The organism is Streptomyces sp. NPDC026206 (assembly GCF_040638465.1).
Lineage (GTDB): Bacteria > Actinomycetota > Actinomycetes > Streptomycetales > Streptomycetaceae > Streptomyces.
The window spans coordinates 30,745-55,264 of record NZ_JBEZYL010000012.1 but is presented as its reverse complement, the minus strand read 5'-3'; the positions used below and the strand labels follow the sequence as shown (position 1 = coordinate 55,264).

Genomic DNA, 24,520 nt, shown 5'->3' with positions numbered 1-24,520 from the left:
GCCCCCCGCCGGCACCCTCGCCACCGGCCGTCACCGCTCGTCGGCGGCCGGATAGTTGATTCCGATTGGGTTTTCGGAGCGTGAACGGCAAGACTGCTCCTGTGACGTCCCGTACTCCGCGCGACTCCCGGCTCAGACTCGTCCCCCGACAGCCGATCGCCGCCGCCCGCCGGGCCGTGGCGAACCGAGGCTCCCGCCCGGCTCCCCGCCCGCCCGCGGGCACCCCGGCCCGGCCGGAACTCGCCCACCAGGCGAGAGGCGGGCTGGCCGGCGCCGTCCGCCTGGCCCGCTGGGCGGCCGCCGAGTGCGGTCACGGCACCACACTGCGGCCGGGCACGGCCGGGGGGCTGAGCGAGGAAACGGTCGAGCGGGCCGCCGCCGCCCTGGGGCTGACGGCAAGCCAGGTACGGGCCGACTGGGACCGGGCCCGCCTCGCCGGACTCCTCGAACTGCACGGCGGAACCGCCCGCCCCGGCTGGCGCCTGCAGGCCTGGGACCGCGACGACAGCGCCGTGCTGCGCGGCTGGGTCGCCCTCTTCGACGCCTGGTCCCTCGCCCACCCCGAGCCCGCCGGCACCGACTCCACCGTCGCCGCCGAGGTCGTCGAGGCGGCCCCCCAGCTGCTGTCCGTCATGCACCTGTCGGCCGGACCCGTCTCCGTCGCGATGCTCCTGGACCTGCTCCAGCAGCGCGTCGCCGAGATCCGCGCCGAGCGCTGCGAGGTCCCCTACGGGCCCCCGCACGTGCCCCCGGCCCCGCCGGCCCCCGCCACCGGCGGCGACCCGCTGCCCGAGCTGCTCCACTGGGCCCTCGAAGCCCTCGCCTCCGTCGGCGCCCTGGTCGTGCGCGGCGGCTCCGGCCCCCGGGCCGAGGCCGTCCTGACACCGCTCGGCAACTGGGCCGTGTGGGTCAAGCTCGAACAGATCTGCGTCGCCGCCCAGAGCCCCGCCGGGAACATCGAGCTGTCCGCCGAAGCCATGCTGCGCGGCTGCGCCGACCTGACCCCGGGTCCCGCCCGTGCCGAGTACCGCGCCTGGCTGGCCGCCCGTCCCGTGCGCAGCGCCGTCGAGGAACTCCTCGGCACCGCCCGCGGCGACGACGCGATGGTGCGCGGCCTCGCCTTCGAGGCACTGCGCGCCGTGGGCGCCCCCGCCGAACCGGCGGTGCGGGCCGCGGCCGGGGAGCCCGTCCTGCGCCCGTACGCCCTGCTGTGGCTCGCCGAGCACGAGGGGCACGACCCCGAGGAGGCCGCGGAGGTGCTCACCCGCGAGGAGGCGACCTGGCTGTGGGTGGACACCGCGGCCGCCGTGGCGGACCACGGCGAGAGCCGGCTGCTGGTGCGGCACCTGGAATCGGCGGTGCAGGGCACGGTGCCCGGCCTGCTGGAGGAGGTCCGGGCCGTCGGCCATCCCCGCACGGTCCAGGTGCTCGTCGCGCTGGCCGCGGCGCACCCGGACCCGGCCCTCGCCAAGGCCGTGCGCCGTGCCGCGTTCCAGGTCCACCGCGGCGGGGCCTGATCAGAACCAGCCCGTCCGGGGGCACCTCCCAGCGGTAGCCGGGGGAGGTGAAGGGGCGGGGCAGGGGCAGGATCCCCCCGCCCCCTCAGCCCACGATCTCCGGCCCCTTCGGGGCGTACGTGCCGAAGCTCCACAGGTTGCCGCCGACATCGCGGGCCATGTAGTCCCGCGACCCGTACTCCTGGTCCGTCGGCGGCATCAGGATCTGCACGCCGTGCTCCACCGCCCGCCGGTGGTGGGCGTCGGTGTCCTCGACCACCACATAGATGCCGCACGGCCCCGCATCCGACATGGCCTCGTCGAACACCCCGCCCCGCCCTCTGGAACCGATCATCACCATGCCGTTGCCGTAGACCAGCTCGGCGTGCAGCACCGTGCCGTCCTCGCTCTCGTAGATCGCGGTACGCCGGAAACCGAACGCCTCGGTGAGCTGCCGGATCGCCGCCTTCGCGTCCCGGTACAGCAGTGCCGGGCAGATGGCCGGCGCGATCGTGCTCGTATCCGCCATGACGATCACTCCTCGGGTTGGTTCAGCGGAAGGTGTCGCAGCGCTCCATGTCACCGGTGGAATAGCCGGTGGAGAACCACTGCCGGCGCTGCGCCGCGGAGCCGTGCGTCCAGCTCTCCGGGGTGACCCGCCCCTGGAACCTCTCCTGGATGCGGTCGTCGCCGACCGCCGCGGCAGCGGACAGGCCGTCGTCGATGTCGGCCCGCGTCAGCTGCTCGACCAGCGGCCGTCCCGTGGACTTCTCGGGCGTCGTGGTCGCGTGCCGCGCCCAGACCCCGGCGTAGCAGTCGGCCTGCAGCTCGACCTTGACCGAGTCGCTGTCGGCGCCCGTGCGCCGGTCCTGGGAGCGGCCGAGAACGCCGGTCAGGTTCTGCACGTGGTGGCCGTACTCGTGGGCGACGACGTAGGCCTGCGCGAACGGGCCGCCGCTCGCCCCGAACTTCGACCGCAGGTCGTCGAAGAAGCCCAGGTCCAGATAGACCTTGCGGTCGCCCGGGCAGTAGAACGGCCCCACCGCCGAGGTCGCGGCCCCGCAGGCCGTGCGGACCTGGCCGGTGAAGAAGACGGTGGACGCGGGCGTGTAGGTGCTTGAACGGCGGGTGAACTCCCGGCTCCAGAAGGACTGTGCGCTGTTGACGACCGCCACGATCCGGCAGTCCTGGCGCGTATTGGCGTCCCGCCCCGTACGGCAGCTGCCGGAGACCTGCGTGTCCGTACTGGCGGTGCCCCGCGCCCCCGGCTCCTGCGAGGTGAGACCGAGCTCACTCGGGCCGATGCCGAAGAAGAGCCCCAGCACCAGGGCGAGCAGCCCCACGACCCCGCCGCCGATCGTGAGCCCGCCACCGGGGATCCGGCCGCGCCGGTCCTGGACCTGGGAGGTGTCGAGGTCCGCGTCGTCGTCGAACTGCATGCACCACCGCCTCTCCGGCTCTCCCGCCAGGTTTTCCACCCCGAGTATCCGCGAATCACCCTTTCCCCGCCCTTTTCGGCGCGTGGGGGCGGTGAGCACCTGGCGGGCGACCCCGGAAACCGGCTTGCGCGCCCCCGTTAGACTGGTCCCTATGGCATTCCTCCTCGTGCATTAGACGGCGTCATAGCGACCCCATCCCGTCCCACCGCCGTCCACCCTGCTCAGGAGTAGAACCCCGTGATCACCGCCTCCGGCATCGAGCTGCGCGCCGGCGCACGCGTCCTCATCGAGTCCGCCACCTTCCGCATCGCCAAGGGCGACCGCGTCGGCCTCGTCGGCCGCAACGGTGCGGGCAAGACCACCCTCACCAAGTGCCTCGCCGGCGAGGGCATCCCCGCCGCGGGCACCATCGCCCGCTCCGGCGAGGTCGGCTACCTCCCGCAGGACCCGCGCACCGGCGACCTCGACGTCCTGGCCCGCGACCGCATCCTCTCCGCGCGCGACCTGGACTCCGTCCTGCGCAAGATGCGCGAGAACGAGGACCGGATGGCCAACGGCAAGGGGGCCACCCGCGAGAAGGCGATGAAGAAGTACGAGCGCCTGGAGACGGAGTTCCTGACCAAGGGCGGTTACGCCGCCGAGGCGGAGGCCGCGACCATCGCCGCCAGCCTGGGCCTGCCCGACCGCATCCTCACCCAGCCCCTGCACACGCTCTCCGGTGGTCAGCGCCGCCGCGTCGAGCTGGCCCGGATCCTCTTCTCCGACGCCGACACGCTCCTTCTCGACGAGCCCACCAACCACCTCGACGCCGACTCCATCGTCTGGCTTCGCGACTACCTCAAGACCTACCGCGGCGGCTTCATCGTCATCTCCCACGACGTCGACCTCGTCGAGACCGTCGTCAACAAGGTCTTCTACCTGGACGCGAACCGTTCGCAGATCGACGTCTACAACATGGGCTGGAAGCTCTACCAGCAGCAGCGCGAGGCCGACGAGAAGCGCCGCAAGCGCGAGCGGCAGAACGCCGAGAAGAAGGCCGCCGCCCTCAATTCGCAGGCCGACAAGATGCGCGCCAAGGCCACCAAGACCGTCGCCGCGCAGAACATGGCCAAGCGCGCCGAGAAGCTGCTCTCGGGCCTGGAGGCCGTGCGCGCCTCCGACAAGGTCGCCAAGCTGCGCTTCCCGGAGCCCGCGCCCTGCGGCAAGACGCCGCTCACCGCCGAGGGCCTGTCGAAGTCCTACGGCTCGCTGGAGATCTTCACCGACGTCGACCTGGCCATCGACAAGGGTTCGCGCGTGGTCATCCTCGGTCTCAACGGCGCGGGCAAGACCACGCTGCTGCGGCTGCTCGCCGGCACCGAGAAGCCCGACACCGGCCAGGTCACCCCCGGTCACGGCCTCAAGCTCGGCTACTACGCCCAGGAGCACGAGACGCTCGACCCGGACCGTACGGTCCTGGAGAACATGCGCTCCTCCGCGCCCGACCTCGACCTCGTCGAGGTCCGCAAGACGCTGGGCTCCTTCCTCTTCTCCGGCGACGACGTCGACAAGCCCGCCGGCGTGCTCTCCGGCGGCGAGAAGACCCGCCTGGCCCTGGCCACCCTGGTCGTCTCCTCCGCCAATGTGCTCCTGCTGGACGAGCCCACCAACAACCTCGACCCGGCCAGCCGCGAGGAGATCCTGGGCGCGCTGCGCACCTACAAGGGCGCCGTGGTGCTGGTGACCCACGACGAGGGTGCCGTCGACGCCCTGGAGCCCGAGCGGATCATCCTGCTCCCGGACGGCATCGAGGACCTGTGGGGCCCGGACTACGCCGACCTGGTGGCCCTCGCCTGATCCGCCGGACGGGCGGCCCGCGCGGCCCGGCCGGTCTCTTGATCAGTGTCGTCCCGATCATTCGGCCGACAGGTGATCCATCATCTGAGTGAGTACGGCTCGTACCCCGATGCCGCTGGGTGCACCGGCGCGTGCGCTGTGTGAGGTGCGGGGCGCCGTTCGCGCCGTGCGCGAGGGCCCCCGCCTGACCTGGCGATTCACCCCGCCACCCGTACGGCCGTACGAGCCGGATCGCTCGGAATCCCCTGCTCCGGGCGCTGCCGCGGCCGGAAATCCCGGACGCTCGTTCCCCTCGACTTCGCATGGACCTTGCCGAATGGGTGGCCATGAGGCCGCCAAGGGGTGATCATGAGAGACAAGAGGCGCATCTCCCATGAGGAGGCACGGGTGGCCGAGACTCTGAAGAAGGGCAGCCGGGTAACCGGCGCCGCGCGCGAAAAGCTCGCGGCAGACCTGAAGAAGAAGTACGACTCCGGTGCGAGTATCAGGGCGCTGGCCGAAGAGACCGGTCGCTCCTACGGCTTCGTTCACCGGATGCTCAGCGAATCCGGCGTGATCCTGCGGGGTCGCGGCGGAGCCACGCGCGGCAAGAAGGCCGCCTCGGCCTGACGCCGCGCACTGGGAGCACAAGCAGTCGGAGCACAGCAGTCAGGGCAGTCACCACCCGGTCGGCCGGCCGGTCCTCCGGGTGGTTACTGTGCAGTCGACCAACGCGACTGCGGCCGATCCGGAGGCCCCCATGACTGCCCGCAAGACCCTGCTCGACCAGGATGGCGTACAGCTCACCGTCGATGACGCGGTGGCCACCGTCACCCTCACCAACCCCGCCAAGCGCAACGCCCAGTCGCCTGCGCTGTGGCGCGCGCTGGCCGAGGCGGGACGGCTGCTGCCGGGCACTGTGCGCGTCGTCGTGCTCAGGGGCGAAGGCAAGTCCTTCTCCGCCGGGCTCGACCGCCAGGCGTTCACCCCCGAGGGCTTCGACGGTGAGCCGTCCTTCCTCGATCTCGCGCGCGGTACGGACGAGGCGCTCGACGTCGAAATCGCCACGTACCAGCAGGCGTTCACCTGGTGGCGGCGCAGCGACATCGTCTCCATAGCGGCCGTCCAGGGCCATGCCGTCGGCGCGGGCTTCCAGCTCGCCCTCGCCTGCGACCTGCGCGTGTGCGCGGAGGACGCGCAGTTCGCCATGCGTGAGACCAGCCTGGGCCTGGTGCCCGACCTCGCGGGGACGCATCCGCTGGTCTCGCTGGTGGGCTACGCCCGCGCGCTGGAGATCTGTGCGACCGGGCGCTTCGTCCACGCCGCGGAGGCCGAAGGGATGGGCCTGGCCAACGTCGTCGTCCCGCTCACGGAGCTGGGCGCCGCCGCGGACGACCTGGCCGCGGCCCTGCTGGCCGCGCCGCGCGACGCGCTCATCGAGACCAAGGCGCTGCTCGCGGGGGCCGCGGGCCGCACCTACGACGACCAGCGCGTCGCCGAGCGTGCCGCCCAGGCCCGCCGCCTGCGCGACCTGGCGGGAATGGGGGAGTAACCCCCGCTGCGCCGTCCCGGCGGAGCCCGCTCCACTCGGACGGCGGGCTCCGCCGCTCCCTCTCCCCGCTTTCCCCCGCATCGCCTGGGCGCGCCGGGGTAACCCGGCCTAGGGTGGCAAAAGGACTGGAAGAAAGGCGATCGACGATGAGCGACACCACAAGCCAGACCAGCCAGGCCGGCGACCGGAGCAAGGTGGCGAAGATCGCCCCCGCCGACCGGGGCCGCACCACCATCGCCGACGGCGTCGTGGAGAAGATCGCCGGCATGGCGGCCCGCGACGTGGTGGGCGTCCATGCGATGGGCAGCGGCTTCTCCCGCACCTTCGGGGCCGTGCGTGACCGGGTGCCCGGCGGCACCAGGTCCGTCGCCCGGGGCGTGAAGGCGGAGGTCGGTGAGGTCCAGACGGCGCTCGACCTGGAGATCGTCGTGGATTACGGCTTCGCGATCGCGGATGTGGCCCGCGCGGTGCGGGAAAACGTCATTGCGGCGGTGGAACGCATGACGAGCCTGCAGGTCGTCGAGGTCAACATCGCGGTGACAGACGTGAAGCTGCCGGACGAGGAAGAGGAAGAGCCCGGGCCCAGGATCCAATAAGGAGCGCGCGATGAGCATGGCCGTGGCCGGCCTGATGGCCGGCATTGCGCTCGGGTTCGCCGGTTACTTCGGCGGATTCGGGGCCTTTTTGCTGGTGGCGGTGTTGGGCGCCATCGGGTTCGTGGCGGGACGGTTCCTCGACGGCGACCTGGAGCCGGGCGAATTCTCGCGGCTCCTGCGTCCTCGCGACCGTGACGGGCGCGGGAGGTAGGGCGTGGAGGACGGACGCGCGGTGGAGCCCGCCGAGCGCGGAGCGACCCGTATCGCCGACCGTGTCGTCGCGAAGATCGCTTCGCGGGCGGCGCGCGAGGCACTGAGCGGCACGGCGGCGGAGCACCACGAGCCCCCGCACGCCTTGGTGGTCGTCCACGACGGCTCGGCCCGGGTACGGGTCCATCTGGAGCTGGACTACCCGGTGGACATCGGCGAGCGTTGCCGCGCGGTGCGCGGGCGGGTCGTCGAGCGCGTGCGCGGCCTGGCGGGCATGGAGGTCCCGGAGGTGGTGATCACGGTGGAGCGGCTGCACTCGCCGCACACGGACCACGCGGGCAGGGAGCGGGTCCGGTGAGCGGCCCCGTCTCCCTGGAGAAACAACCGCCGCAGGAGCAGCCGCCGCAGGAGCCGCCGCAGGGGAGCGCGCCCGCCGGCGCCCGCGCGCACCGCTTCTGGTCCGCGCGCCGCCTGCCCGCCGCGCTCGTCGTGGCCGTGGTGCTGGGCGCCGTCGGCGTCCTCCTCTACGACGTCGTCTCCGTCCGGACCGGCCGCCCCGCCATGAGCTGGCGTCGTAACCTCGCGCACGAGCTGGCCACCCGCCCCCTCGACGACGGCTGGCTGATTACGGGCGCCGTCGCGGCCGTACTGCTGGGGCTGTGGCTGATCGCCCTGGCCGTCACCCCCGGCCTGCGCAAGGTCCTGCCCATGCGGCGCGCCGTCCCGGACGTACGGGCCGGGCTCGACCGCAGGGCGGCGGCGCTGGTGCTGCGCGACCGTGCCATGGAAGTGGCCGGGGTGCAGTCCGTACAGGTCGACGTCGGCCGCCGCGTGGTCAGGGCCCGTGCGCAGTCCCACTTCCGGGACCTGGACGAGGTGCGGACGGACGTGAACTGTGTACTGGCCGACGGCGTACGGGAGTTGGGACTGTCCCGGGAGCCGTCGCTGTCCGTGCGCGTACGCCGGCCGGTGAAGAGGTGAGCGCGCGGTGCTGAAGACCGTCAACCGGATCCTGGTGGGGCTGGCCGGGGTGGTGCTGCTGGCGCTCGGCGCCGCCGTGCTGATCGGAGCGCTGGACCTGCAGCGGCGCTGGAGTTTCACGCTGCCCTCGGCCTGGCCCTTCGACGGGCCGCACGACGTGCTGCTCACCGACGCTGACCGGCGCAGGTGGCGCGGGAGTGGCTGGTGGTGGCCGGTGGCCATCATCGCCCTGGCCGTCGTCGTGCTGGCGGCCCTGTGGTGGCTGCTCGTCCAGTGGCGTCCGCGCCGGCTGCGCGAAGTGGTCGTCGACTGCGGCGACGGGCAGGTGGCGCTCGTGCGGGGCAGGGCGCTGGAGGACGCGCTGGCCGCGCAGGCCGGTGCCCTGGACGGGGTGGACCACGTCCTGGTCACCCTCGTCGGCCGGCGCACGGCGCCCGAGGCGCACGTCCGGCTGATCCTGGCGCCCCGCGGCGCCCCCGCCACGGCCGTGCACCGGCTCTGCGCCGAGGTCCTGCAGCAGGGCAGGGTCTCGGCCGGCCTGGCCCGCCTGCCCGCGGAGATCCGGCTCGGTGCGGTGCGCCACCGCGCGGAGCGCGTGGGGTGAGACGGAGGGTCAGAAGCCGTGCCGGGCGCCGCCGTCCACGGACAGCATCACGCCCGTCAGGTACGACGCCGCAGGGGAGAGCACGAACGCCGCGGTCCTGCCGAATTCCTGCGGGGTGCCGTAGCGCCCCAGCGGGATCGACGCCGAGCGGCGGGCCCGTGTCGCCTCGGCGTCGCCCGAGAGCGCGTCGAGCTCGCGCAGCCGGTCGGTGTCGATGCGGCCGGGCGCCAGCCCCACGACCCGGATCCCGCGCGGTCCCAGGTCCACGGACAGCGACTTCGCGAAGCCCGCGAGGCCCGGGCGCAGGCCGTTGGAGATCGTCAGGCCCGGGATCGGCTCGTGGACCGACGCCGACAGGACGAAGCCGATCACACCGCCCTCGGACAGCTCCGCCGCGGCGGTCCGGGCCAGCCGGACCGCGCCCAGGAAGACGGACTCGAACGCGGCCTGCCACTGGGCGTCGTCGTTGTCTGCCGCCGAGCCCGGCGGCGGGCCGCCGACGCTGATGAGGATGCCGTCGAAGCGCCCGAAGCGCTCGCGCGCCACGGCGATGAGCCGCGCCGCCGCCTGGGGGTCGGCGTTGTCCGCGCCGACCCCCACGGCCGTCGGGCCGAGCTCCCGCGCTGCCGCCGCCGCTGCCTTCTCGTCGCGCCCGGAGACGACCACCCGGGCGCCGTCGGCCGCCAGTTCGCGGGCGGTGGCGAAGCCCAGCCCACGGCTGGCGCCGGTCAGTACGTACACCCGGTCCTTCAGTCCAAGATCCATGACCTCAGTCTGCCGTGTTCTCCCCGGACAGCAGAAGAGCCGTCCCCACCAGGCCGATGTGGCTGAACGCCTGGGGGAAGTTGCCGAGCTGCCGGCCGGCCCGGGGGTCGTACTCCTCGGCCAGCAGTCCCACGTCGTTGCACAGCCCGAGCAGCCGCTCGAACAGCTCCCGGGCCTCCTTCGTGCGCCCGGTCATGTGCAGCGCGTCGGCCAGCCAGAACGAGCAGACGAGGAAGGTCCCCTCGCCGCCGGGGATCCCGTCGACGGGGCCGCCGGGGGAGAACTCGGAGGTGTAGCGGCGCACGAGGCCGCCGCGGCACAGCTCCCGGCGGACCGCGTCGACCGTGCCGACCACGCGCGGGTCGTGCGGGGGCAGGAAGCCGACGCGGGGGATGAGGAGGGTGGCCGCGTCGAGTTCGTGCGAGCCGTAGTACTGGGTGAAGGTGCCGCGCTCGGCGTCGTAGCCCCGTTCGCAGACCTCGCGGTGGACCTCGTCGCGCATCGTGCGCCAGCCGTCGAGGTCACCGTCCAGCTCGGGGTCGGCCTCCAGGGCGCGCACCGCCCGGTCGGCGGCGACCCATGCCATCACCTTGGAGTGCACGAAGTGCCGGCGCGGGCCACGGATCTCCCACAGGCCCTCGTCGGGCTCGCGCCAGTGCGCCGCGAGGAACTCCAGGAAGCAGCGCTGGATGTTCCACGCGTGCGGGTCGGCGCCCAGCCCGCTGCCGCGGGCGACGTGCAGGGAGTCGATGACCTCGCCGTAGATGTCGAGCTGGAACTGGGTCGCGGCGGTGTTGCCGATGCGGACCGGGAAGGACCGCTCGTACCCCGCCAGCCAGGGCACGTCCGTCTCCGGGAGCCGGCGCTCGCCCCCGAGCCCGTACATGATCTGCAGGTCGGCGGGGTCGCCTGCGACCGCGCGCATCAGCCAGTCGCGCCAGGCGGCGGCCTCGTCCGCGTAGCCGACGGAGAGCAGGGCGTTCAGCGTGAGGGTGGAGTCGCGCAGCCAGCAGTAGCGGTAGTCCCAGTTGCGCACGCCCCCGATCTCCTCGGGCAGGGAGGTGGTGGGGGCGGCGACGATGCCGCCGGTGGGGGCGTAGGTCAGCGCCTTGAGGGTGATCAGGGAGCGGAGGACCGCCTCGCGGTACGGGCCCCGGTAGCGGCAGCGCTCGCTCCACTCCCGCCAGTCCTGCAGGCTGTGCCGGAGCGACTCGTGCGGGTCGACGAGAGCGGGGCGGGGTTCGTGGGAGGGGTGCCAGGTCAGGACGAAGGCGACCTTCTCCCCGGCGGTGACGGTGAACTCGGAGCGGGTGCTGAAGTCCTGGCCGTAGGTGCGCACCTCCGGTTCGCTGCGCAGCCAGGCCGAGTCGGGCCCGGCGACGGCGACGCGGTGGCCGTCGGTGCGGCGTATCCACGGCACGGCGTGGCCGTAGTCGAAGCGCAGCCGCAGCACGCCGAGCATCTCGACGCTGCCGCTGACGCCCTCGACGATGCGTACGAGGTCGGGGGCGTGGTCGCGCTGGGGCATGAAGTCGGTGACCTTGACGGTGCCGGTGGCCGTCTCCCAGACGGATTCCAGGACGAGGGAGCCCTCCAGGTAGGCGCGCCGGGTGCAGGGGCCGCCCTCGGCGGGGGCGAGCCGCCAGTGGCCGTTGTCCTCGCCGCCCAGGAGCGCGGCGAAGCAGGCCGGTGAGTCGAAGCGGGGCAGACAGAGCCAGTCGACCGAGCCGTCGCGGCCGACCAGGGCGGCGGTCTGGAGATCGCCGATGAGCGCGTAGTCCTCGATGAGTGCTGCCACGCGAGGCGTCTTCCCTGATCGGACGGGTGTTACTCCGGTGCCGAGGCTGTCCGGGCGATGTCTTCGCCGCCCTCGTCCGCGGCTTCCCGTGCGCCGGTGGCCTGCTGTGCGCCGGCGGCGGCCGCCGCCGCGCGGTCGCGGCGCTCCCGGCGGACCAGGATGAACCAGCCGACGGGGACGAACGCGGCGAACAGCCACCACTGCACGGCGTACGCCATGTGCGGGCCGATGCTGCTGTGGTCCGGGGCGGAGACGGTCTTCGGCTGGTCCTTGCCCGCGGGGGCGGTGAGTTCGAGGTAGCCGCCGAGCAGCGGTCGGTGCAGTGCCGCGGCGCGCTGCTCGCTGTTGATGAGCATCACCTGGCGGGGCGGCAGGCCCGCGGTGTTCTTGATGCCGCTGGCCGTGGTCTCGTCGGCCTTGAGCCGGCCGGTGACGGTGACGCTGCCCGCCGGGGCGGGGGGTACCTCCGGGAACCTGGTGAGGTCGCCGTCGGCCGGCACCCAGCCGCGGTTGACCAGGACGGCCCTGCCGTCGGTCATCACCAGGGGGGTGAGGACGAAGTAGCCCTGATTGCCGTCGGAGTCGGTCCGCATCCGGGCGACGACCTCGCCCTGGCGGTCGTAGGTGCCGCTCGCGGTGACGGTGCGCCATATGTCGTCGCGCGTCACCACGTGGCCGGGCGAGGTGAGCTCGGTCACGGGGACGGGAGCGGCGGACAGGCTCCGGGCGATCTGGTCGTTCCGCGCGACCCGGTGCTCGTGGCGATGCAGCTGCCAGAAGCCCAGTTTGATCATCACCGGGATGAGGGCGAGTCCCACGAGTGTGGTGATCACCCACTGCCGGGACAACAGGAAGCGGTACACGCTTTGACGGTACCTGGTGGGGTTCGCCCCCCGACGGGCGGGTGCCACGCGACGACTATGGTGGTCTGCCCCAGTCATGCGCCTTTTGTTCCGGGCTGCTGCGTCCCGGCCGGGGTCACATGCGACAGCAGCTGTATGAAGGCGGCCTCGTCGATCACGGGTGTGCCGAAGGAACGGGCCTTGGTGGTCTTGGAGGTGGGGGAGTCGGGGTCGTTGGTCACCAGCAGGCTGGTGAGCCGGGAGACGCTGGTGGCCACATGCAGCCCGGCGTCGACGGCCCGGTCCTCCAGCAGCTCGCGGTCGATGGAGGTGTCGCCGGAGAACGCCACCCGCATGCCCTGAATGAGCTGTTCGCCCGATTCGTACCGGCCGGGGTTGGGGTGCGGGCAGGCCGGGCGCTTCCGGCTGGGCCGCCAGGTGGTGGGCCGGTAGGACGGCTGGTACCCGACCCTCGCCGAGCGGGTCGCCGCCGGTGCCGTCGCCGGGCCGTCGGACCACTCGGTCAGCGGCTGGCAGGCCAGCAGCGGCAGCCGTAGCCCCGTCTCGGCCGCCAGGTGAAGGCTGGGCCGGAACGCCTCGGCGAGCACCCGGGCGTCGTCCAGCGCGTGGTGGGCGCGCTGCTGCACGACGCCGTAGTGGGCGGCCAGCGACTCCAGCTTGTGGTTGGGCAGCGGCAGCCGCAGCTCCTTCGACAGCGCGATGGTGCACAGGCGCTGGCGCACCGGGGCGGCGGCGCTCGCGCGGGCGTACTCCCGTGCGATCATCGACCAGTCGAAGGCCGCATTGTGCGCCACGAGAACGCGCCCGTCGAGCCGCCGCGCGAACTCCCCGGCGATCTCCGGGAACAGCGGCGCGTCGGCGAGGACTTCGGAGGTGAGCCCGTGGATCCACACCGGCCCGGGGTCCCGCTGGGGATTGACCAGCGTGTACCACTGGTCCTCCACCCCGCCGCGGGCGTCCAGCTGATAGACCGCTGCCGACACTATCCGGTCGTCCCGGGCGAGCCCGGTGGTCTCCACGTCGACGACCGCGTATCCCTCGGGATACGCGGTCGGCCACGGGGTGGGCGAGGCGGCGGCAGTGTGGTCTTCGAGCATGGTCCAAGAGCTTACGGGCCACCGCTGACAACGCGGGATCCGGCCGGTGCCGTGACCCGGGATCAGGCCGGGGCTCCGCGCGCCGGGCGTGCCCCTCCCACCGCCGGTCCGGCCCGCGCCCCGGGAATCGCTGTCACCCGGAAGGTGGACCCCTGCTCGTCGGCACCGCATTCGTGGCACCGCCACCGAACCGCAGGTAACCGACTTCGGTACCCGGAGGTAACAACCTCTAGCGGCACCCCCGCCGACGCCCTTATGGTGCCGCCATGCCGCACCTTCCCGATGTCGTGTTGTGGTCCGTCCCCGCCTTCGTCCTGCTCACCGCACTGGAGTTGGTGAGCTACCGGCTGCACCCCGACGACCAGGCGGAGGGCTACGAGGCCAAGGACGCGGCCACCAGCATCGGCATGGGCCTGGGCAGCCTGGCCTTCGACGCCCTCTGGAAGATCCCCATCGTCGCCCTCTACACCGTCCTGTACGAGCTGACCCCGCTGCGCTTGCCCGTCCTGTGGTGGACGCTGCCGCTGATGCTGCTCGCGCAGGACTTCTTCTACTACTGGTCGCACCGCGGCCACCACGTCGTCCGGATCCTGTGGGCCTGCCACGTGGTGCACCACTCCAGCCGGAACTTCAACCTGACCACCGCGCTGCGCCAGCCGTGGACCTCGCTGACGGTATGGCCGTTCTACGTGCCGATGATCGCGCTCGGCGTGCACCCGGCCGCGGTGGCGTTCTGCTCGTCGGTCAACCTCGTCTACCAGTTCTGGGTGCACACCGAGCGGGTCGGCAGGCTGCCCCGGCCCTTCGAGTACGTCCTGAACACGCCCTCCCACCACCGCGTCCACCACGCCTCGCAGGGCGGCTACCTGGACCGCAACTTCGGCGGGATCCTCATCGTCTGGGACCGGATGTTCGGCTCGTTCGTCCCCGAGGGGGAGCGTCCCGTCTACGGACTGACGAAGAACATCGACACCTACAACCCACTGCGCGTCGCCACCCACGAGTACGCGGCCATCGCCCGCGACCTGAAGGCGGCGCGCGGCTGGCGGGAGCGGGCCGGGCGGATCTTCCGCGGGCCGGGCTGGCAGCCGGTGTCTGCCGCGGAGCGGGCGGACGGGCCCGCCGCGAGCACCGCCGGCGTCGCCGAGAAGGTCGCGTGAGAGGGGGCCGTGCGGCACCGGCCGCGTTCGCCGCGGCCTCGGCGGCGCACCTCGCGGCCCTCCTGGCGGGCGTACCGGCGCTCGCCCACCTCACCAAGCCCGTGCTCATGCCGCTGCTGGCGATGTGCGTCCTCACGCGCGGCGGCCCGCGCCTGCTCGCCGTGGCCCTGCTGTTCGGCTGCGGCGGCGACATCCTGCTGCAGACCGGCCAGGACGCTCTCTTCCTGCTGGGAATGGGCTCGTTCGCGGCCGGGCACGTGTGCTACCTCCTGCTGTTCGCCCGCCGCGGCAGCCCGGGCGGCGCCCGCACCCACCGGCTCGCGGGCGCGTACGCCGCCGCCTGGCTCGGCGCGCTGGCACTGCTGTGGCCCGGCCTGGAAGCGGGACTGCGGGCACCCGTCGCGCTCTACAGCCTGCTGCTGACCGCGATGGCGCTCGGCGCGACGCGGGCACGGTGGCGGTCCGGGGCGGGCGGGGCACTGTTCCTGCTGTCGGACACGCTCATCGCCGGCGGGCTCGCCGGCTGGCCGCAGGCACCGGCACCGCAGTTCTGGATCATGCTCACGTACCTGGCGGCGCAGTCCCTGCTGACCTACGGGGTCCTGGCCTGCGACGGAGGCAAAGAAGAAGGGGCCGGGCAGCGGCCGCCCGGCCCCTCCAGCGCTCACCGGCCGGGTCAGTCCTGGACCGCCGCCAGGGCGTCGACGATGCCGTAGCCGTAGAAGCTGTTGACGTGCTTGGTGCCGGAGCAGGTGGCCTTCCAGCTACCCTTCCCGTCCGGGTCGTACGCCGCCGTCGGGCAGCCCGGGTTCTTCGCCTGCGCCTTCAGCAGCCACTGGATCTCCTGCGGGCTCGCCTTCGGGTGCGCGCTCTTCAGCAGCGCCGCCACGCCCGCGACGTGCGGGCCGGCCATCGAGGTGCCCTGCAGGTAGCCCCAGTCGCCGCCCGGCATGGTCGACAGGATGCGGCCGTCCTTGGCGGGCAGCTCGGGCACCTGGTACGTGTCACCGCCGGGGGCCGCGACGTCGATCGCGTCCTTGCCGTAGTTGGAGTAGAACGACTTCTGCGACTTCACGCCCGTGGCCGCGACCGTGACGACGCCCGGGAGCTGGGCGGGAACGTCGAGGCACTTCTTCGGGTCCACCGTGCGCGGCGCCGGCTTGGAGTCGTTCGGGCTGGAGTTGTCGGTGATCTCCTTGGCCGCCAGGTCGAAGTTGGAGTTGCCCGCGGAGGCGACGTTGACCGCGCCCTTGTCCTGGGCGTACTTCGCGGCCCGGCCGACCGCGTCGGCTATCGCCTTCTGGTCCGCGTTGTCGGGGCAGTTGAACAGCCACGGGTCGACGTAGTAGCTGTTGTTCGTCACCGCGACGCCGTGGTCGGCGGCGAAGACGAACGCGCAGACGACGCTCTCCGCGTAGAAGAAGCTGTCCTTCGGGGTGCTGACCTTGATGCCGGAGACCTTCACGCCCGGGGCGACACCGGCCACGCCGACGCCGTTGCGGGCCGCGGCTATGGAACCGGCCACGTGCGTGCCGTGGTAGTCCTCGTTCGGGTCGAACGGGCGCCAGGCGCCGGCGCTGGTGTCGGCCTTGCCGGAGACGCAGCTGGCGGACTGGCTCCGGGAGAAGTTCGGGGCTATGTCCGGGTGGGTGTCGTCGACGCCGGTGTCGATGACGGCGACCGTGACGTTCCTGCTGCCCGGGTTGACCTTGGCTGCCTTGTCGGCGCCGATGGCGCCGAGGTCCCACTGGAGGCCCTCCAGCGGCTCCTTGCCGCTGGCCGCCGAGCCGGCGGCCAGCGAGCGGGCACCGTCCTTCGACAGCTTCAGCTTCTCCGGCTTGCCGTACTCGGTGGTGGCCGCGGTCTTCAGCGGTGCGGTGCGGGTCGCACCCGCCGACTCCACACCCGGCACCGCGCGCAGCGCCTCGCCGAACCCGGGGTTCTTCGAGTGCGCGACGATGACGCCGATTTTGTCGTAGGAGGCCACGACGGTGCCACCGGCCCGGGTCACGGCCTTCTTCACCTTGCCGAGCGTGCCGCGGTCGGCGGAGGTGTTCACGACGTACGACAGCAGCGGGCCGTCCGTCGTGACGGCCGCCTGCGTGGCGGGGCCGTCCTGCGGGGCGGCCGAGGCGGCGCCGGGCAGGAAGCCGAGGGAGGCGGTGAGCGCCAGTCCGACGGGGGCCGCCAGCAGGGCGTGCCGGCGTCTGGATCGCAGATGAGCCACGGGTACTCCACATCATCCGGAAATCCGCCCGGCCGCACAGGTGTGCGTGGGCGGGTGCATGACGAGTGAAGCTATCGCCGATCATGGCCCCGGGCAATGAATTCTCCGAGAAACACAGTGGAGTCAGGGGCTCCACGTGGAGTGATCCCACGGCCGGGGCCGGCCCGCGCGCACCGCCGGAAGGGGAGCCGTCAACCTGACGCTCCCGAAGGGGCGCCGGCCGGGGGACGGCCGCGCAGGACCCGGGACGATGCCCGCACCAGGGTCAACGAGCCCGGCGGCGGGCGGCTTTGCCCCGCCCGGTGGGCGCTGCGACATTCAGCGAACCGCCCCCTGTCGCATACTGCGGTGTCCCTCTACGATGCGTGATCCGAGTCACAGGCTTGGCTCGCGCCCCGCATGTCACTTGTCAGGAGAGACCGTGGACTCAGAAGAGGCCGTGGGCACGACCCCTTCCACAGCCGAGGGGCCGGACGGGCCCGCTCGCCCCGCCATCCCCGCTCAGGCCGACAGCTTCACCGCCATGCAGGCGAGCAGCGAATTCGGTGAACTGCGCAGGGCGCACCGTTCCTTCGCCTTCCCGCTCACCCTCGCCTTCGTCACCTGGTACCTGCTCTACGTCCTGCTCTCCAATTACGCGGGCGGGCTCATGGACACCACGGTCGTCGGCAACATCAACATCGCCTTCGTGTTCGGGCTGGCGCAGTTCCTCACCACCTTCCTGATCGCCTGGTGGTACGCCAAGCACGCCGAAGCGAAGATCGACCCTAAGGCCGAGGCCCTCAAGGCCCGTATGGAGGCGGGGGAATGAGCCCGAGCACCACCCTGATGAACGTCACCGCCCACCCGCTCGCCGCAGGCGGCGCCAGTGAGCACCGCACCCTGATCATCACGCTGTTCTCCGTCTTCGTCGCCATCACCCTCGGCATCACCGTCTGGGCCGGGCGCCAGACCAAGGACGCCACCGACTTCTACGCGGGCGGCCGTTCCTTCACCGGCTTCCAGAACGGCCTGGCCATCTCCGGCGACTACATGTCCGCCGCGTCCTTCCTGGGCATCGCCGGCGCCATCTCGCTCTTCGGCTACGACGGCTTCCTCTACTCCATCGGCTTCCTCGTCGCCTGGCTGGTCGCCCTGCTGCTCGTCGCCGAGCCGCTGCGCAACTCCGGCCGCTTCACCATGGCCGACGTGCTCGCCTACCGGCTCAGGCAGCGGCCCGTACGCACCGCCGCCGGCACCTCCACCATCGTCGTCTCGATCTTCTACCTGCTCGCCCAGATGGTCGGCGCCGGCGCCCTGGTGGCCCTGCTGCTCGGCGCGAGCGGCGAGGGCTCGCGGCGCTGGATCATCGTCCTGGTCGGCCTGGTCATGGTGCTGTACGTGACCGTCGGCGGCATGAAGGGCACCACCTGGGTGCAGATCGTCAAGGCGGTCCTGCTCATCGCGGGAACCCTGTTGATCACCATCCTGGTGCTCAACAAATTCAACTGGAACCTCTCCACCCTCCTGGGCCGCGCCGCCGAGGAGAGCGGCAAGGGCAGGGCCTTCCTGGAGCCGGGACTGCAGTACGGCAAGGACGGCACCTCCAAGCTCAACTTCGTCTCACTCGGCCTGGCGCTCGTCCTCGGCACGGCCGGACTGCCCCACATCCTGATCCGCTTCTACACGGTGCCCACCGCCCGGGCCGCCCGGAAGTCCGTGAACTGGGCGATCGGCATCATCGGCGCCTTCTACCTGATGACCATCGCCCTCGGCTTCGGCGCCGCGGCCCTCGTCGGCCCCAAGGCGATCACCGCCTCGAACGAGTCCGGCAACACCGCCGCACCGCTGCTCGCCCAGGAGGTCGGCGGCGGCGCCGGCTCCACGGGCGGGGCGATCCTGCTCGCCGTGATCTCCGCGGTCGCCTTCGCGACCATCCTCGCCGTCGTCGCCGGCCTGACCCTGGCCTCGTCGGCGTCCTTCGCCCACGACCTGTGGGCCAACGTCATCCGCAAGGGACGGACGAGCGAGAAGGAGGAGATCCTCACCGCCAAGTTCGCCGCGGTCGTCATCGGCGCGATCTCCATCGCGCTGGGCATCTTCGCCCACCGGCTCAACGCCGCCGCCCTGGTGGCCCTCGCCTTCGCGGTCGCCGCCTCCGCCAATCTGCCGACGATCCTCTACAGCCTGTTCTGGAAGCGCTTCACCACTCGGGGCGCCCTCTGGTCGATCTACGGCGGCCTGGTCTCCTCGGTCACCCTGGTCATCCTCTCCCCGGTCGTCTCCGGCAACCCCAAGGCCCTCTTCCCGGGGCTGAGCTTCGACTACTTCCCCCTCGGCAACCCAGGCCTGGTCTCCATCCCACTCGGCTTCCTGCTCGGCTGGGCGGGTTCGCTGCTGTCCAAGGAAGCGCCGGACGAGAAGAAGTACGCCGAGCTCGAGGTCCGCGCCCTCACCGGATTCGGCGCGCACTGACGTTCTTCCCGCACCCGCCGGACCGCTGTTGTCCCGGGGCGCCGGGCGGGCTGAGACCAGCCCGCCCGGCGCCCCGGACTCCGGTCCGGGCGAAGCCCCGGAAAGACCCGTGGCCGCGGCCATCACGTACGCTGCGGACAGCGAACGAATGTTCAGGTCCGAGTCCGCCGGAGGCGCCCGTGCTCATCGACACCTACGGCCGCGTCGCCACGGACCTGCGTGTCTCCCTGACCGACCGCTGCAACCTGCGCTGCACCTACTGCATGCCCGAAGAGGGCCTGCAGTGGCTCGCCAAGCCCGACCTGCTCACCGACGACGAGATCGTCCGCCTGGTCGGCATCGCCGTCACCGGCCTCGGCGTCACCGAGGTCCGCTTCACCGGTGGCGAGCCCCTGCTGCGCCCCGGCCTCGTCGGCATCGTCGAGCGCTGCGCCGCCCTGGCCCCCCGCCCCCGCCTGTCGCTGACCACCAACGGCATCGGCCTGGCCCGCACCGCGCGGGCTCTGAAGGACGCCGGCCTGGACCGCGTCAACGTCTCCCTCGACACCCTGCGGCCCGAGGTCTTCACCGCCATGACCCGCCGCAAGCGCCACCAGGACGTCCTCGACGGCCTGGCCGCCGCGCACACCGCCGGGCTCACCCCCGTCAAGGTCAACGCGGTGCTGATGCCCGGCCGCAACGACGACGAGGCACCCGGCCTCCTCGCCTGGGCCGTCGAGCGCGGCTACGAGCTGCGCTTCATCGAGCAGATGCCCCTCGACGCCCAGCACGGCTGGAAGCGCGACGGCATGATCACCGCTGAAGCGATCCTGGCGAGCCTGCGCACCCGCTTCACCCTCAGCCCCGAGGCCGACGACGAGCGGGGGTCCGCCCCCGCCGAGCGCTGGATCGTCGACGGCGGGCCGGCCCGCGTCGGCGTCATCGGCTCGGTCACCCGGCCCTTCTGTGCCGCCTGCGACCGCACCCGGCTGACCGCCGACGGGCAGGTGCGCACGTGCCTGTTCGCCACCGAGGAGTCCGACCTGCGCGGTGCGCTGCGCTCGGGGGCCACGGACGAGGAGATCACGGGGCTGTGGCGGACAGCGATGTGGGGCAAGAAGGCGGGCTCGGGCCTGGACGACCCGGCCTTCCTGCAGCCCGCGCGCCCGATGTCAGCGATCGGAGGCTGACGCCTCCCACTCCGCCAAGGTCACCACGTCCTTGAGGAAACCGCGCAGGGCAAGGAAGTTGGACAGGTGCTCGCGGTGCTCGTCGCAGGCGAGCCACGTCTTGCGGCGCTCGGGGGTGTGCAGCTTCGGGTTGTTCCACGCCAGCACCCACACCGCGGCGGCGCGGCAGCCCTTGGCGGAGCAGATCACTGCGTTCTCGGGGGAGTTCACCCCGAAGACTCTACGGCCCCGGAGATCGTGACGACCCCGGCAGACACGGCGACGCCGGGCAGCCACGGGGGGAGCCGCCCGGCGTCGGTCTGTCGCTCCGACGGGGGATGCGGAGCGCCTACGAAGTATGTCACGGGGTGCCCGGCGCGGGGCACCGATCCACATGATTGATCTGAGGTTTTCTTGAGCTTGTCACACCGTCCTCCGGGTGCCCGCCGGAAGCGGAGGATCAGCCGTGATCGGGCTCCTGATCGTGCCGGGAGGACCGGTCGCCTTCCGCGGCGGGTTCCGCCGCGCCGCCTGCAGCCCCCGCCGGACCGGCGGTCAGCACCGGGCGCGTCGGCGCCGGGACGAACGTGCCCGGCAGCGAAGGGGCGTTCTCCCGGCCCGCGTTGGCGATCACGACGGCCACATAGGGCAGCAGGGCACCCAGGACGAGCGTGCCCATCGCCACGTAGCGCTCGATGTTCCACAGGATCACGGTCAGCACCACGGACAGGGTGCGGATGACCATCGAGATGACGTACCGCCGCTGCCGGCCGCGCACGTCCTCGGCCAGGCCCTGCCGGGCCCCGGTGATCCGGAAGACCTCCGTACCGCCCAGCTTCCGCATCACGTTCCACCACCCGACTGCCGCGCCGACGCCCTTCGGGCACCTACGTACTCAACGTTACGCCGAGCCAGCGCCGGGTACGAGACCGGGGCACCCTCCCGTCGGCTTCCCGGCAGGCGCCCGACGTGCGCATACGGCGTACAGGCCACTCCGACGTGCGCCGTAGGGGGGACGGACCCAGAATGGCGGAGCACGCCACATCGCTATCCACGAGGAGGCGGCATGAACTGGTTGTGGGCAATCATCGTCGGACTGGTCCTGGGTCTGATCGCCAAGGCGATCCTGCCGGGCAAGCAGCAGGTCCCGCTCTGGCTCACGATCATCCTCGGCCTGATCGGCGCCCTGCTCGGCAACTGGGCGGCCTCGGCGCTGGGCGTCGAGCACACCAAGGGAATCGACTGGATCCGGCATCTGCTGCAGCTGGCCGGCGCGGTGATCCTGGTAGCGATCGGCGACCGGCTGTGGGTCGGGATGCGAGGCGGCAGGCGCCGGACCACCTGAGCCCCGGCCCGGGACGGTCGCGAAACGGGGCGGCCGGTGCGCATCACACGCACCGGCCGCCCCGGGAGTCATGAGGCCCCTACAGCCCGCGCAGCTCGGCGATCTTGCGGCCGGCCTTGAGGTAGACGCCGCTCACCGCACGCCCGGCGAGCAGTTCCCGGGCCACCTCGCCCAGCGGGCGGATCGCGTCGGCCTCGGCCAGCACGACGGCCTCCTGGCCGCCGTCGGACTCAAGGACCAGCCGCAGGCCGTTCTGCTTGGCGACCCGGCGGGCGGCCGAAGCGCTCGGCTGGAAGCCCAGCACCTTGCTGAGCACGGCCGTGGCGGGCTCCTCGCCGTGCTCGGCCAGGTCCACCACCGGCGTCTCGACGTCGGTGAAGCTCTTCTTGGAGAACTGCGCGACGAAGCCGGCGCGCGCCGCCATCGCCGCCTCCACGCCGTACAGCGCGGCCACGACCTCGCCCGCGAGGACCTTCTTCAGGTCCATCGGGTGCAGCGACTTCTCCCCGATGCGCGAGAGGACCAGGGCGATCTCCGCGTCCGTCCACTCCGTCCACGCCTTCAGGTACGGCTCCATCAGCCGGTCCGGGACCGACATGATCTTGCCGAAGACGTCGTGGGCGGGCGCGGACAGGCCCACGTAGTTGCCCTTGGACTTGGACATCTTGGCGCCGGTGCCGTCCGTGCCCTCGATCAGCGGCATGGTGACGACCAGCTGCGGCTTCTGGCCGTGCACCTCCATCAGCTTCCGGCCCATCTGCAGGTTGAGCAGCTGGTCGGCGCCGCCGAGCTCCACGTCGCAGTCCAGCGCCACGGAGTCCAGCGCCTGGGCGATGGGGTAGAGCAGCTCCGTCATGGTCAGGCCGGAGCCCGAGGCGAGACGGTTGCGGAAGTCCTCGCGCTGGAGCAGCTGGGAGACCGGCACCTGCGCCAGCACGCCGAGCAGCTCCGGGAAGGTGTACGGCGCCAGCCACTCGCTGTTCTGCCGGAAGCGGACCTTCTCGAAGTCGAAGAAGGGCCGGACCTGCTCGCGGTAACCCGCGAGGTTCGCGGCGATGTCCTCGTCCGTCAGTGGCGGGCGCTCCGCCGTGCGGCCCGTCGGGTCACCGATCTTGGCGGTGAAGTCACCGATGAGCAGGGTGACGTCGTGCCCCATGCGCTGGAAGCGGCTGAGGACGATGATCGGCACGGCGTGCCCGAGGTGCACATCGGCCGCCGTCGGGTCGATGCCCAGCTTGATGTGCAGGCCCTTGCCCTCGGACTGCCGCGCCTCGATGCGCTCGGCGAGCTTGCTCACGGCGGGCAGCACCTCGACCGTGCGCGCGGCGATGAGCTCGGCCTGGTCCTTCGCCGGCAGGTCCGTCAGGTCCAGATAGCGCCGCGCCTTGGTCTCCGTGAGCAGCTGCTCCACGGTCGATTCGGTGGAGAGGTCCTGCGCCAGCAGTGCGCTGGCGCGCGCGACGGAGTCGCCGAGGCGTGTCATCGTGACGTTCCTGTAGTGGTTGTCGGACAAAGGACAGACCGAGTCTATTTCCTCGGCGCCACCGATTTTGGCGCGGTCATACACCCTGGCTGACCGAGCTCATGTTGAAGTCCGGGATCCGCAGGGCCGGCATCGCCGCCCGGGTGAAGTAATCCCCCCACTCGCGCGGCAGCGTCGGCTCGGTGCGGCCCGCCTCCGTGGCCCGGGACAGCAGCCCCACCGGCGACTCGTTGAAGCGGAAGTTGTTGACCTCGCCGACGACCTCCCCCTTCTCCACGAGATAGACGCCGTCCCTGGTCAGCCCGGTCAGCAGCAGGGACGCCGGGTCCACCTCGCGGATGTACCACAGGCAGGTCAGCAGCAGTGCCGGCCCGTCGTGCCCGCTCGCGGCCACCATTTCCGCCAGGGAGCGGGTGCCGCCCGCCTCCAGGAGCAGATTGTCCGTGTACGGCGTCACCGGCAGATCCGTCAGGCCCGCGCTGTGCCGGGTGGTCAGCAGGTGCTCCAGCACCCCGTCGCGGATCCAGTCCGTGGGGCCGAGCGGCAGGCCGTTGTCGAAGACCGACGCGTCGTCCCCCGAGCTGCCGGTCAGGACGAACGGCGCGCACTCCAGGCCCGGCGCGTGCGGGTCGCTGCGCAGCGTCAGCGGCAGCGGGGACAGCTTCTCCCCGATCCGGGTGCCGCCGCCGGCCTGGGAGAAGACGGTGCGGCCTTCGGCCGCGTCCCGCGCCGTGGCCGACCACTGCTGGTAGATCAGCAGATCGGCCACGGCAGTCGGCGGCAGCAGCGTCTCGTACCGCCCGGCGGGCAGCCCGACCTTCCGCCGCGCCCACGCCAGCCGCTCGGCCAGCTCGGCGTCCATCGCCCCCGGGTCCACGTCGGTGAAGTCCCGCGTGGCCCGGCCGGCCCACGCGGAGCGGGTGCGGTCCGGGCTCTTGGCGTTCAGCTCCAGGGTGCCGGTGGGCTGGTCGTGGCGGAGCCGCAGGCCGGTGGAGGTGCCCAGATAGCTGGAGACGACCTCGTGCTGGGCGAAGCCGTACAGCTCGCGGCCCGCGGACCGGGCCCGGGCGAACGCCTCGCCGAGGGCCGGGGCGAAGGTGTCGAAGACCGCGGAGGAGGTCTCCTCGGGCGCGTCGGTGAAGGAGGGGGAGTGCGGCACGTCCGACACCAGCGGCTGTGCGTCCTCGGCCGGCCCCGCCTCACGGGCGGCGGCCTCCGCCGCCCGCACCAGCGGCTCCAGGTCGCCGGCGGTGACGGCCGAGCGGGTCACGACCCCGGAGGCCGTGCCCTCGCCGCCGTCCACGGTCGCGATGACGGTGACGGCGCGGCCCCGGGTGACGCCGTTGGTGGTGAGCGCGTTGCCGGCCCAGCGCAGATTGGCGGTGGAGTGCTCCCCGGCGATGACGACACAGCCGTCGGCACGGGAGAGCTCGAGGGCGCGCTCGACGATCTCGTGGGGCTTGTTCGTGCGCGTGCTCATCGACCGG

26 protein-coding genes are annotated in these 24,520 nt (G+C 72.2%); 15 read left to right on the top strand and 11 right to left on the bottom strand.

Annotated features, from left to right (window positions below; translation table 11 throughout):
* Positions 1-101 precede the first annotated feature (101 nt).
* A complete protein-coding gene (locus tag AB0F13_RS18430; protein WP_362082846.1) occupies positions 102-1,517 on the top strand; it encodes a hypothetical protein in 1,416 nt (471 codons plus the stop codon).
* A gap of 85 nt (positions 1,518-1,602) precedes the next feature.
* Here AB0F13_RS18430 and AB0F13_RS18425 read toward each other — a convergent pair whose 3' ends face one another.
* Together AB0F13_RS18425 and AB0F13_RS18420 are read right to left on the bottom strand one after the other, a co-directional pair.
* Complete coding sequence (locus AB0F13_RS18425) at positions 1,603-2,025, bottom strand: VOC family protein (RefSeq protein WP_362082843.1); 423 nt, start codon at positions 2,023-2,025, stop codon at positions 1,603-1,605.
* A gap of 22 nt (positions 2,026-2,047) precedes the next feature.
* Positions 2,048-2,935, bottom strand: a complete 888-nt coding sequence (locus AB0F13_RS18420) for a neutral zinc metallopeptidase (RefSeq protein WP_362082840.1) — start codon at positions 2,933-2,935, stop codon at positions 2,048-2,050.
* Positions 2,936-3,172: 237 nt separating this feature from the next.
* Between AB0F13_RS18420 and AB0F13_RS18415 the strand changes: the two genes are divergently transcribed.
* The 8 genes from AB0F13_RS18415 to amaP all read left to right on the top strand — a co-directional run bounded on the left by AB0F13_RS18415 (position 3,173) and on the right by amaP (position 8,693).
* Complete coding sequence (locus tag AB0F13_RS18415; RefSeq protein WP_362082837.1) at positions 3,173-4,771, top strand: ABC-F family ATP-binding cassette domain-containing protein; 1,599 nt, start codon at positions 3,173-3,175, stop codon at positions 4,769-4,771.
* 387 nt (positions 4,772-5,158) lie between these two features.
* On the top strand, positions 5,159-5,380 hold the full coding sequence (locus AB0F13_RS18410; protein WP_030366669.1) for a helix-turn-helix domain-containing protein: 222 nt from the start codon (positions 5,159-5,161) through the stop codon (positions 5,378-5,380).
* Positions 5,381-5,510: 130 nt separating this feature from the next.
* On the top strand, positions 5,511-6,302 hold the full coding sequence (locus AB0F13_RS18405) for an enoyl-CoA hydratase/isomerase family protein (RefSeq protein ID WP_362082834.1): 792 nt from the start codon (positions 5,511-5,513) through the stop codon (positions 6,300-6,302).
* Between the two features lie 146 nt (positions 6,303-6,448).
* Positions 6,449-6,898: an Asp23/Gls24 family envelope stress response protein gene (locus AB0F13_RS18400; protein WP_362082831.1), complete on the top strand. Its 450-nt coding sequence runs from the start codon at positions 6,449-6,451 to the stop codon at positions 6,896-6,898.
* 10 nt (positions 6,899-6,908) lie between these two features.
* Positions 6,909-7,109 carry a hypothetical protein gene (locus tag AB0F13_RS18395; RefSeq protein ID WP_362082828.1) on the top strand — a complete coding sequence of 67 codons (201 nt, stop codon included), beginning with the start codon at positions 6,909-6,911 and terminating at the stop codon, positions 7,107-7,109.
* Positions 7,110-7,112: 3 nt separating this feature from the next.
* Positions 7,113-7,466, top strand: a complete 354-nt coding sequence (locus tag AB0F13_RS18390; RefSeq protein ID WP_362082825.1) for a hypothetical protein — start codon at positions 7,113-7,115, stop codon at positions 7,464-7,466.
* A complete protein-coding gene (locus AB0F13_RS18385) occupies positions 7,463-8,089 on the top strand; it encodes a DUF6286 domain-containing protein (protein ID WP_362082822.1) in 627 nt (208 codons plus the stop codon). The genes AB0F13_RS18390 and AB0F13_RS18385 overlap by 4 nt, the downstream gene beginning before the upstream one ends.
* A gap of 7 nt (positions 8,090-8,096) precedes the next feature.
* Positions 8,097-8,693, top strand: coding sequence for an alkaline shock response membrane anchor protein AmaP (gene amaP, locus AB0F13_RS18380; RefSeq protein ID WP_362082819.1), 597 nt, complete (start codon positions 8,097-8,099; stop codon positions 8,691-8,693).
* A 9-nt stretch (positions 8,694-8,702) separates the two neighbouring features.
* On the opposite strand, the gene AB0F13_RS18375 is transcribed toward amaP, so the two are convergent.
* The 4 genes from AB0F13_RS18375 to AB0F13_RS18360 all read right to left on the bottom strand — a co-directional run bounded on the left by AB0F13_RS18375 (position 8,703) and on the right by AB0F13_RS18360 (position 13,216).
* Entirely contained in the window at positions 8,703-9,458 is a 756-nt protein-coding gene (locus AB0F13_RS18375) for an SDR family oxidoreductase (protein WP_362082816.1), read from the bottom strand.
* A 4-nt stretch (positions 9,459-9,462) separates the two neighbouring features.
* On the bottom strand, positions 9,463-11,256 hold the full coding sequence (locus AB0F13_RS18370; RefSeq protein WP_362082813.1) for a glycoside hydrolase family 15 protein: 1,794 nt from the start codon (positions 11,254-11,256) through the stop codon (positions 9,463-9,465).
* 29 nt (positions 11,257-11,285) lie between these two features.
* Entirely contained in the window at positions 11,286-12,119 is an 834-nt protein-coding gene (locus AB0F13_RS18365; RefSeq protein WP_362082810.1) for an SURF1 family protein, read from the bottom strand.
* A 74-nt stretch (positions 12,120-12,193) separates the two neighbouring features.
* The gene (locus AB0F13_RS18360; protein WP_362082808.1) at positions 12,194-13,216 is read right to left on the bottom strand and encodes a DEDDh family exonuclease; all 1,023 of its coding nucleotides are present in this window, start codon (positions 13,214-13,216) and stop codon (positions 12,194-12,196) included.
* A 266-nt stretch (positions 13,217-13,482) separates the two neighbouring features.
* On the opposite strand from AB0F13_RS18360, the gene AB0F13_RS18355 reads away from it, so the two are divergent.
* Together AB0F13_RS18355 and AB0F13_RS18350 are read left to right on the top strand one after the other, a co-directional pair.
* Complete coding sequence (locus tag AB0F13_RS18355; protein ID WP_362082805.1) at positions 13,483-14,376, top strand: sterol desaturase family protein; 894 nt, start codon at positions 13,483-13,485, stop codon at positions 14,374-14,376.
* A complete protein-coding gene (locus AB0F13_RS18350; RefSeq protein WP_362082802.1) occupies positions 14,373-15,092 on the top strand; it encodes a lysoplasmalogenase in 720 nt (239 codons plus the stop codon). Before AB0F13_RS18355 ends, AB0F13_RS18350 begins: the two co-directional genes overlap by 4 nt.
* On the opposite strand, the gene AB0F13_RS18345 is transcribed toward AB0F13_RS18350, so the two are convergent.
* Entirely contained in the window at positions 15,053-16,603 is a 1,551-nt protein-coding gene (locus AB0F13_RS18345; RefSeq protein ID WP_362082799.1) for a S8 family serine peptidase, read from the bottom strand. The two genes, AB0F13_RS18350 and AB0F13_RS18345, sit on opposite strands and share 40 nt — an antisense overlap.
* A gap of 523 nt (positions 16,604-17,126) precedes the next feature.
* Between AB0F13_RS18345 and AB0F13_RS18340 the strand changes: the two genes are divergently transcribed.
* The 3 genes from AB0F13_RS18340 (at position 17,127) to moaA (ending at position 20,226) form a co-directional block, all read left to right on the top strand.
* Positions 17,127-17,414 carry a DUF485 domain-containing protein gene (locus AB0F13_RS18340; RefSeq protein WP_362083118.1) on the top strand — a complete coding sequence of 96 codons (288 nt, stop codon included), beginning with the start codon at positions 17,127-17,129 and terminating at the stop codon, positions 17,412-17,414.
* Between the two features lie 17 nt (positions 17,415-17,431).
* Entirely contained in the window at positions 17,432-19,057 is a 1,626-nt protein-coding gene (locus tag AB0F13_RS18335) for a cation acetate symporter (protein ID WP_362083115.1), read from the top strand.
* A 179-nt stretch (positions 19,058-19,236) separates the two neighbouring features.
* A complete protein-coding gene (moaA, locus tag AB0F13_RS18330; RefSeq protein WP_362082795.1) occupies positions 19,237-20,226 on the top strand; it encodes a GTP 3',8-cyclase MoaA in 990 nt (329 codons plus the stop codon).
* Here moaA and AB0F13_RS18325 read toward each other — a convergent pair.
* Complete coding sequence (locus AB0F13_RS18325) at positions 20,209-20,436, bottom strand: hypothetical protein (protein WP_362082792.1); 228 nt, start codon at positions 20,434-20,436, stop codon at positions 20,209-20,211. The two genes, moaA and AB0F13_RS18325, sit on opposite strands and share 18 nt — an antisense overlap.
* A 229-nt stretch (positions 20,437-20,665) precedes the next feature.
* Positions 20,666-21,049, bottom strand: coding sequence for a DUF3099 domain-containing protein (locus AB0F13_RS18320; protein WP_362082789.1), 384 nt, complete (start codon positions 21,047-21,049; stop codon positions 20,666-20,668).
* A gap of 222 nt (positions 21,050-21,271) precedes the next feature.
* On the opposite strand from AB0F13_RS18320, the gene AB0F13_RS18315 reads away from it, so the two are divergent.
* Positions 21,272-21,550, top strand: coding sequence for a GlsB/YeaQ/YmgE family stress response membrane protein (locus AB0F13_RS18315; protein WP_362082786.1), 279 nt, complete (start codon positions 21,272-21,274; stop codon positions 21,548-21,550).
* 79 nt (positions 21,551-21,629) lie between these two features.
* Here AB0F13_RS18315 and tyrS read toward each other — a convergent pair whose 3' ends face one another.
* Both tyrS and AB0F13_RS18305 read right to left on the bottom strand, forming a co-directional pair.
* Positions 21,630-23,033: a tyrosine--tRNA ligase gene (gene tyrS / locus AB0F13_RS18310; RefSeq protein WP_362082783.1), complete on the bottom strand. Its 1,404-nt coding sequence runs from the start codon at positions 23,031-23,033 to the stop codon at positions 21,630-21,632.
* A gap of 76 nt (positions 23,034-23,109) precedes the next feature.
* Positions 23,110-24,513 (bottom strand): metallopeptidase TldD-related protein, encoded by a 1,404-nt coding sequence (locus tag AB0F13_RS18305; RefSeq protein WP_362082780.1) that lies wholly within the window; start codon positions 24,511-24,513, stop codon positions 23,110-23,112.
* Positions 24,514-24,520: the final 7 nt, after the last annotated feature.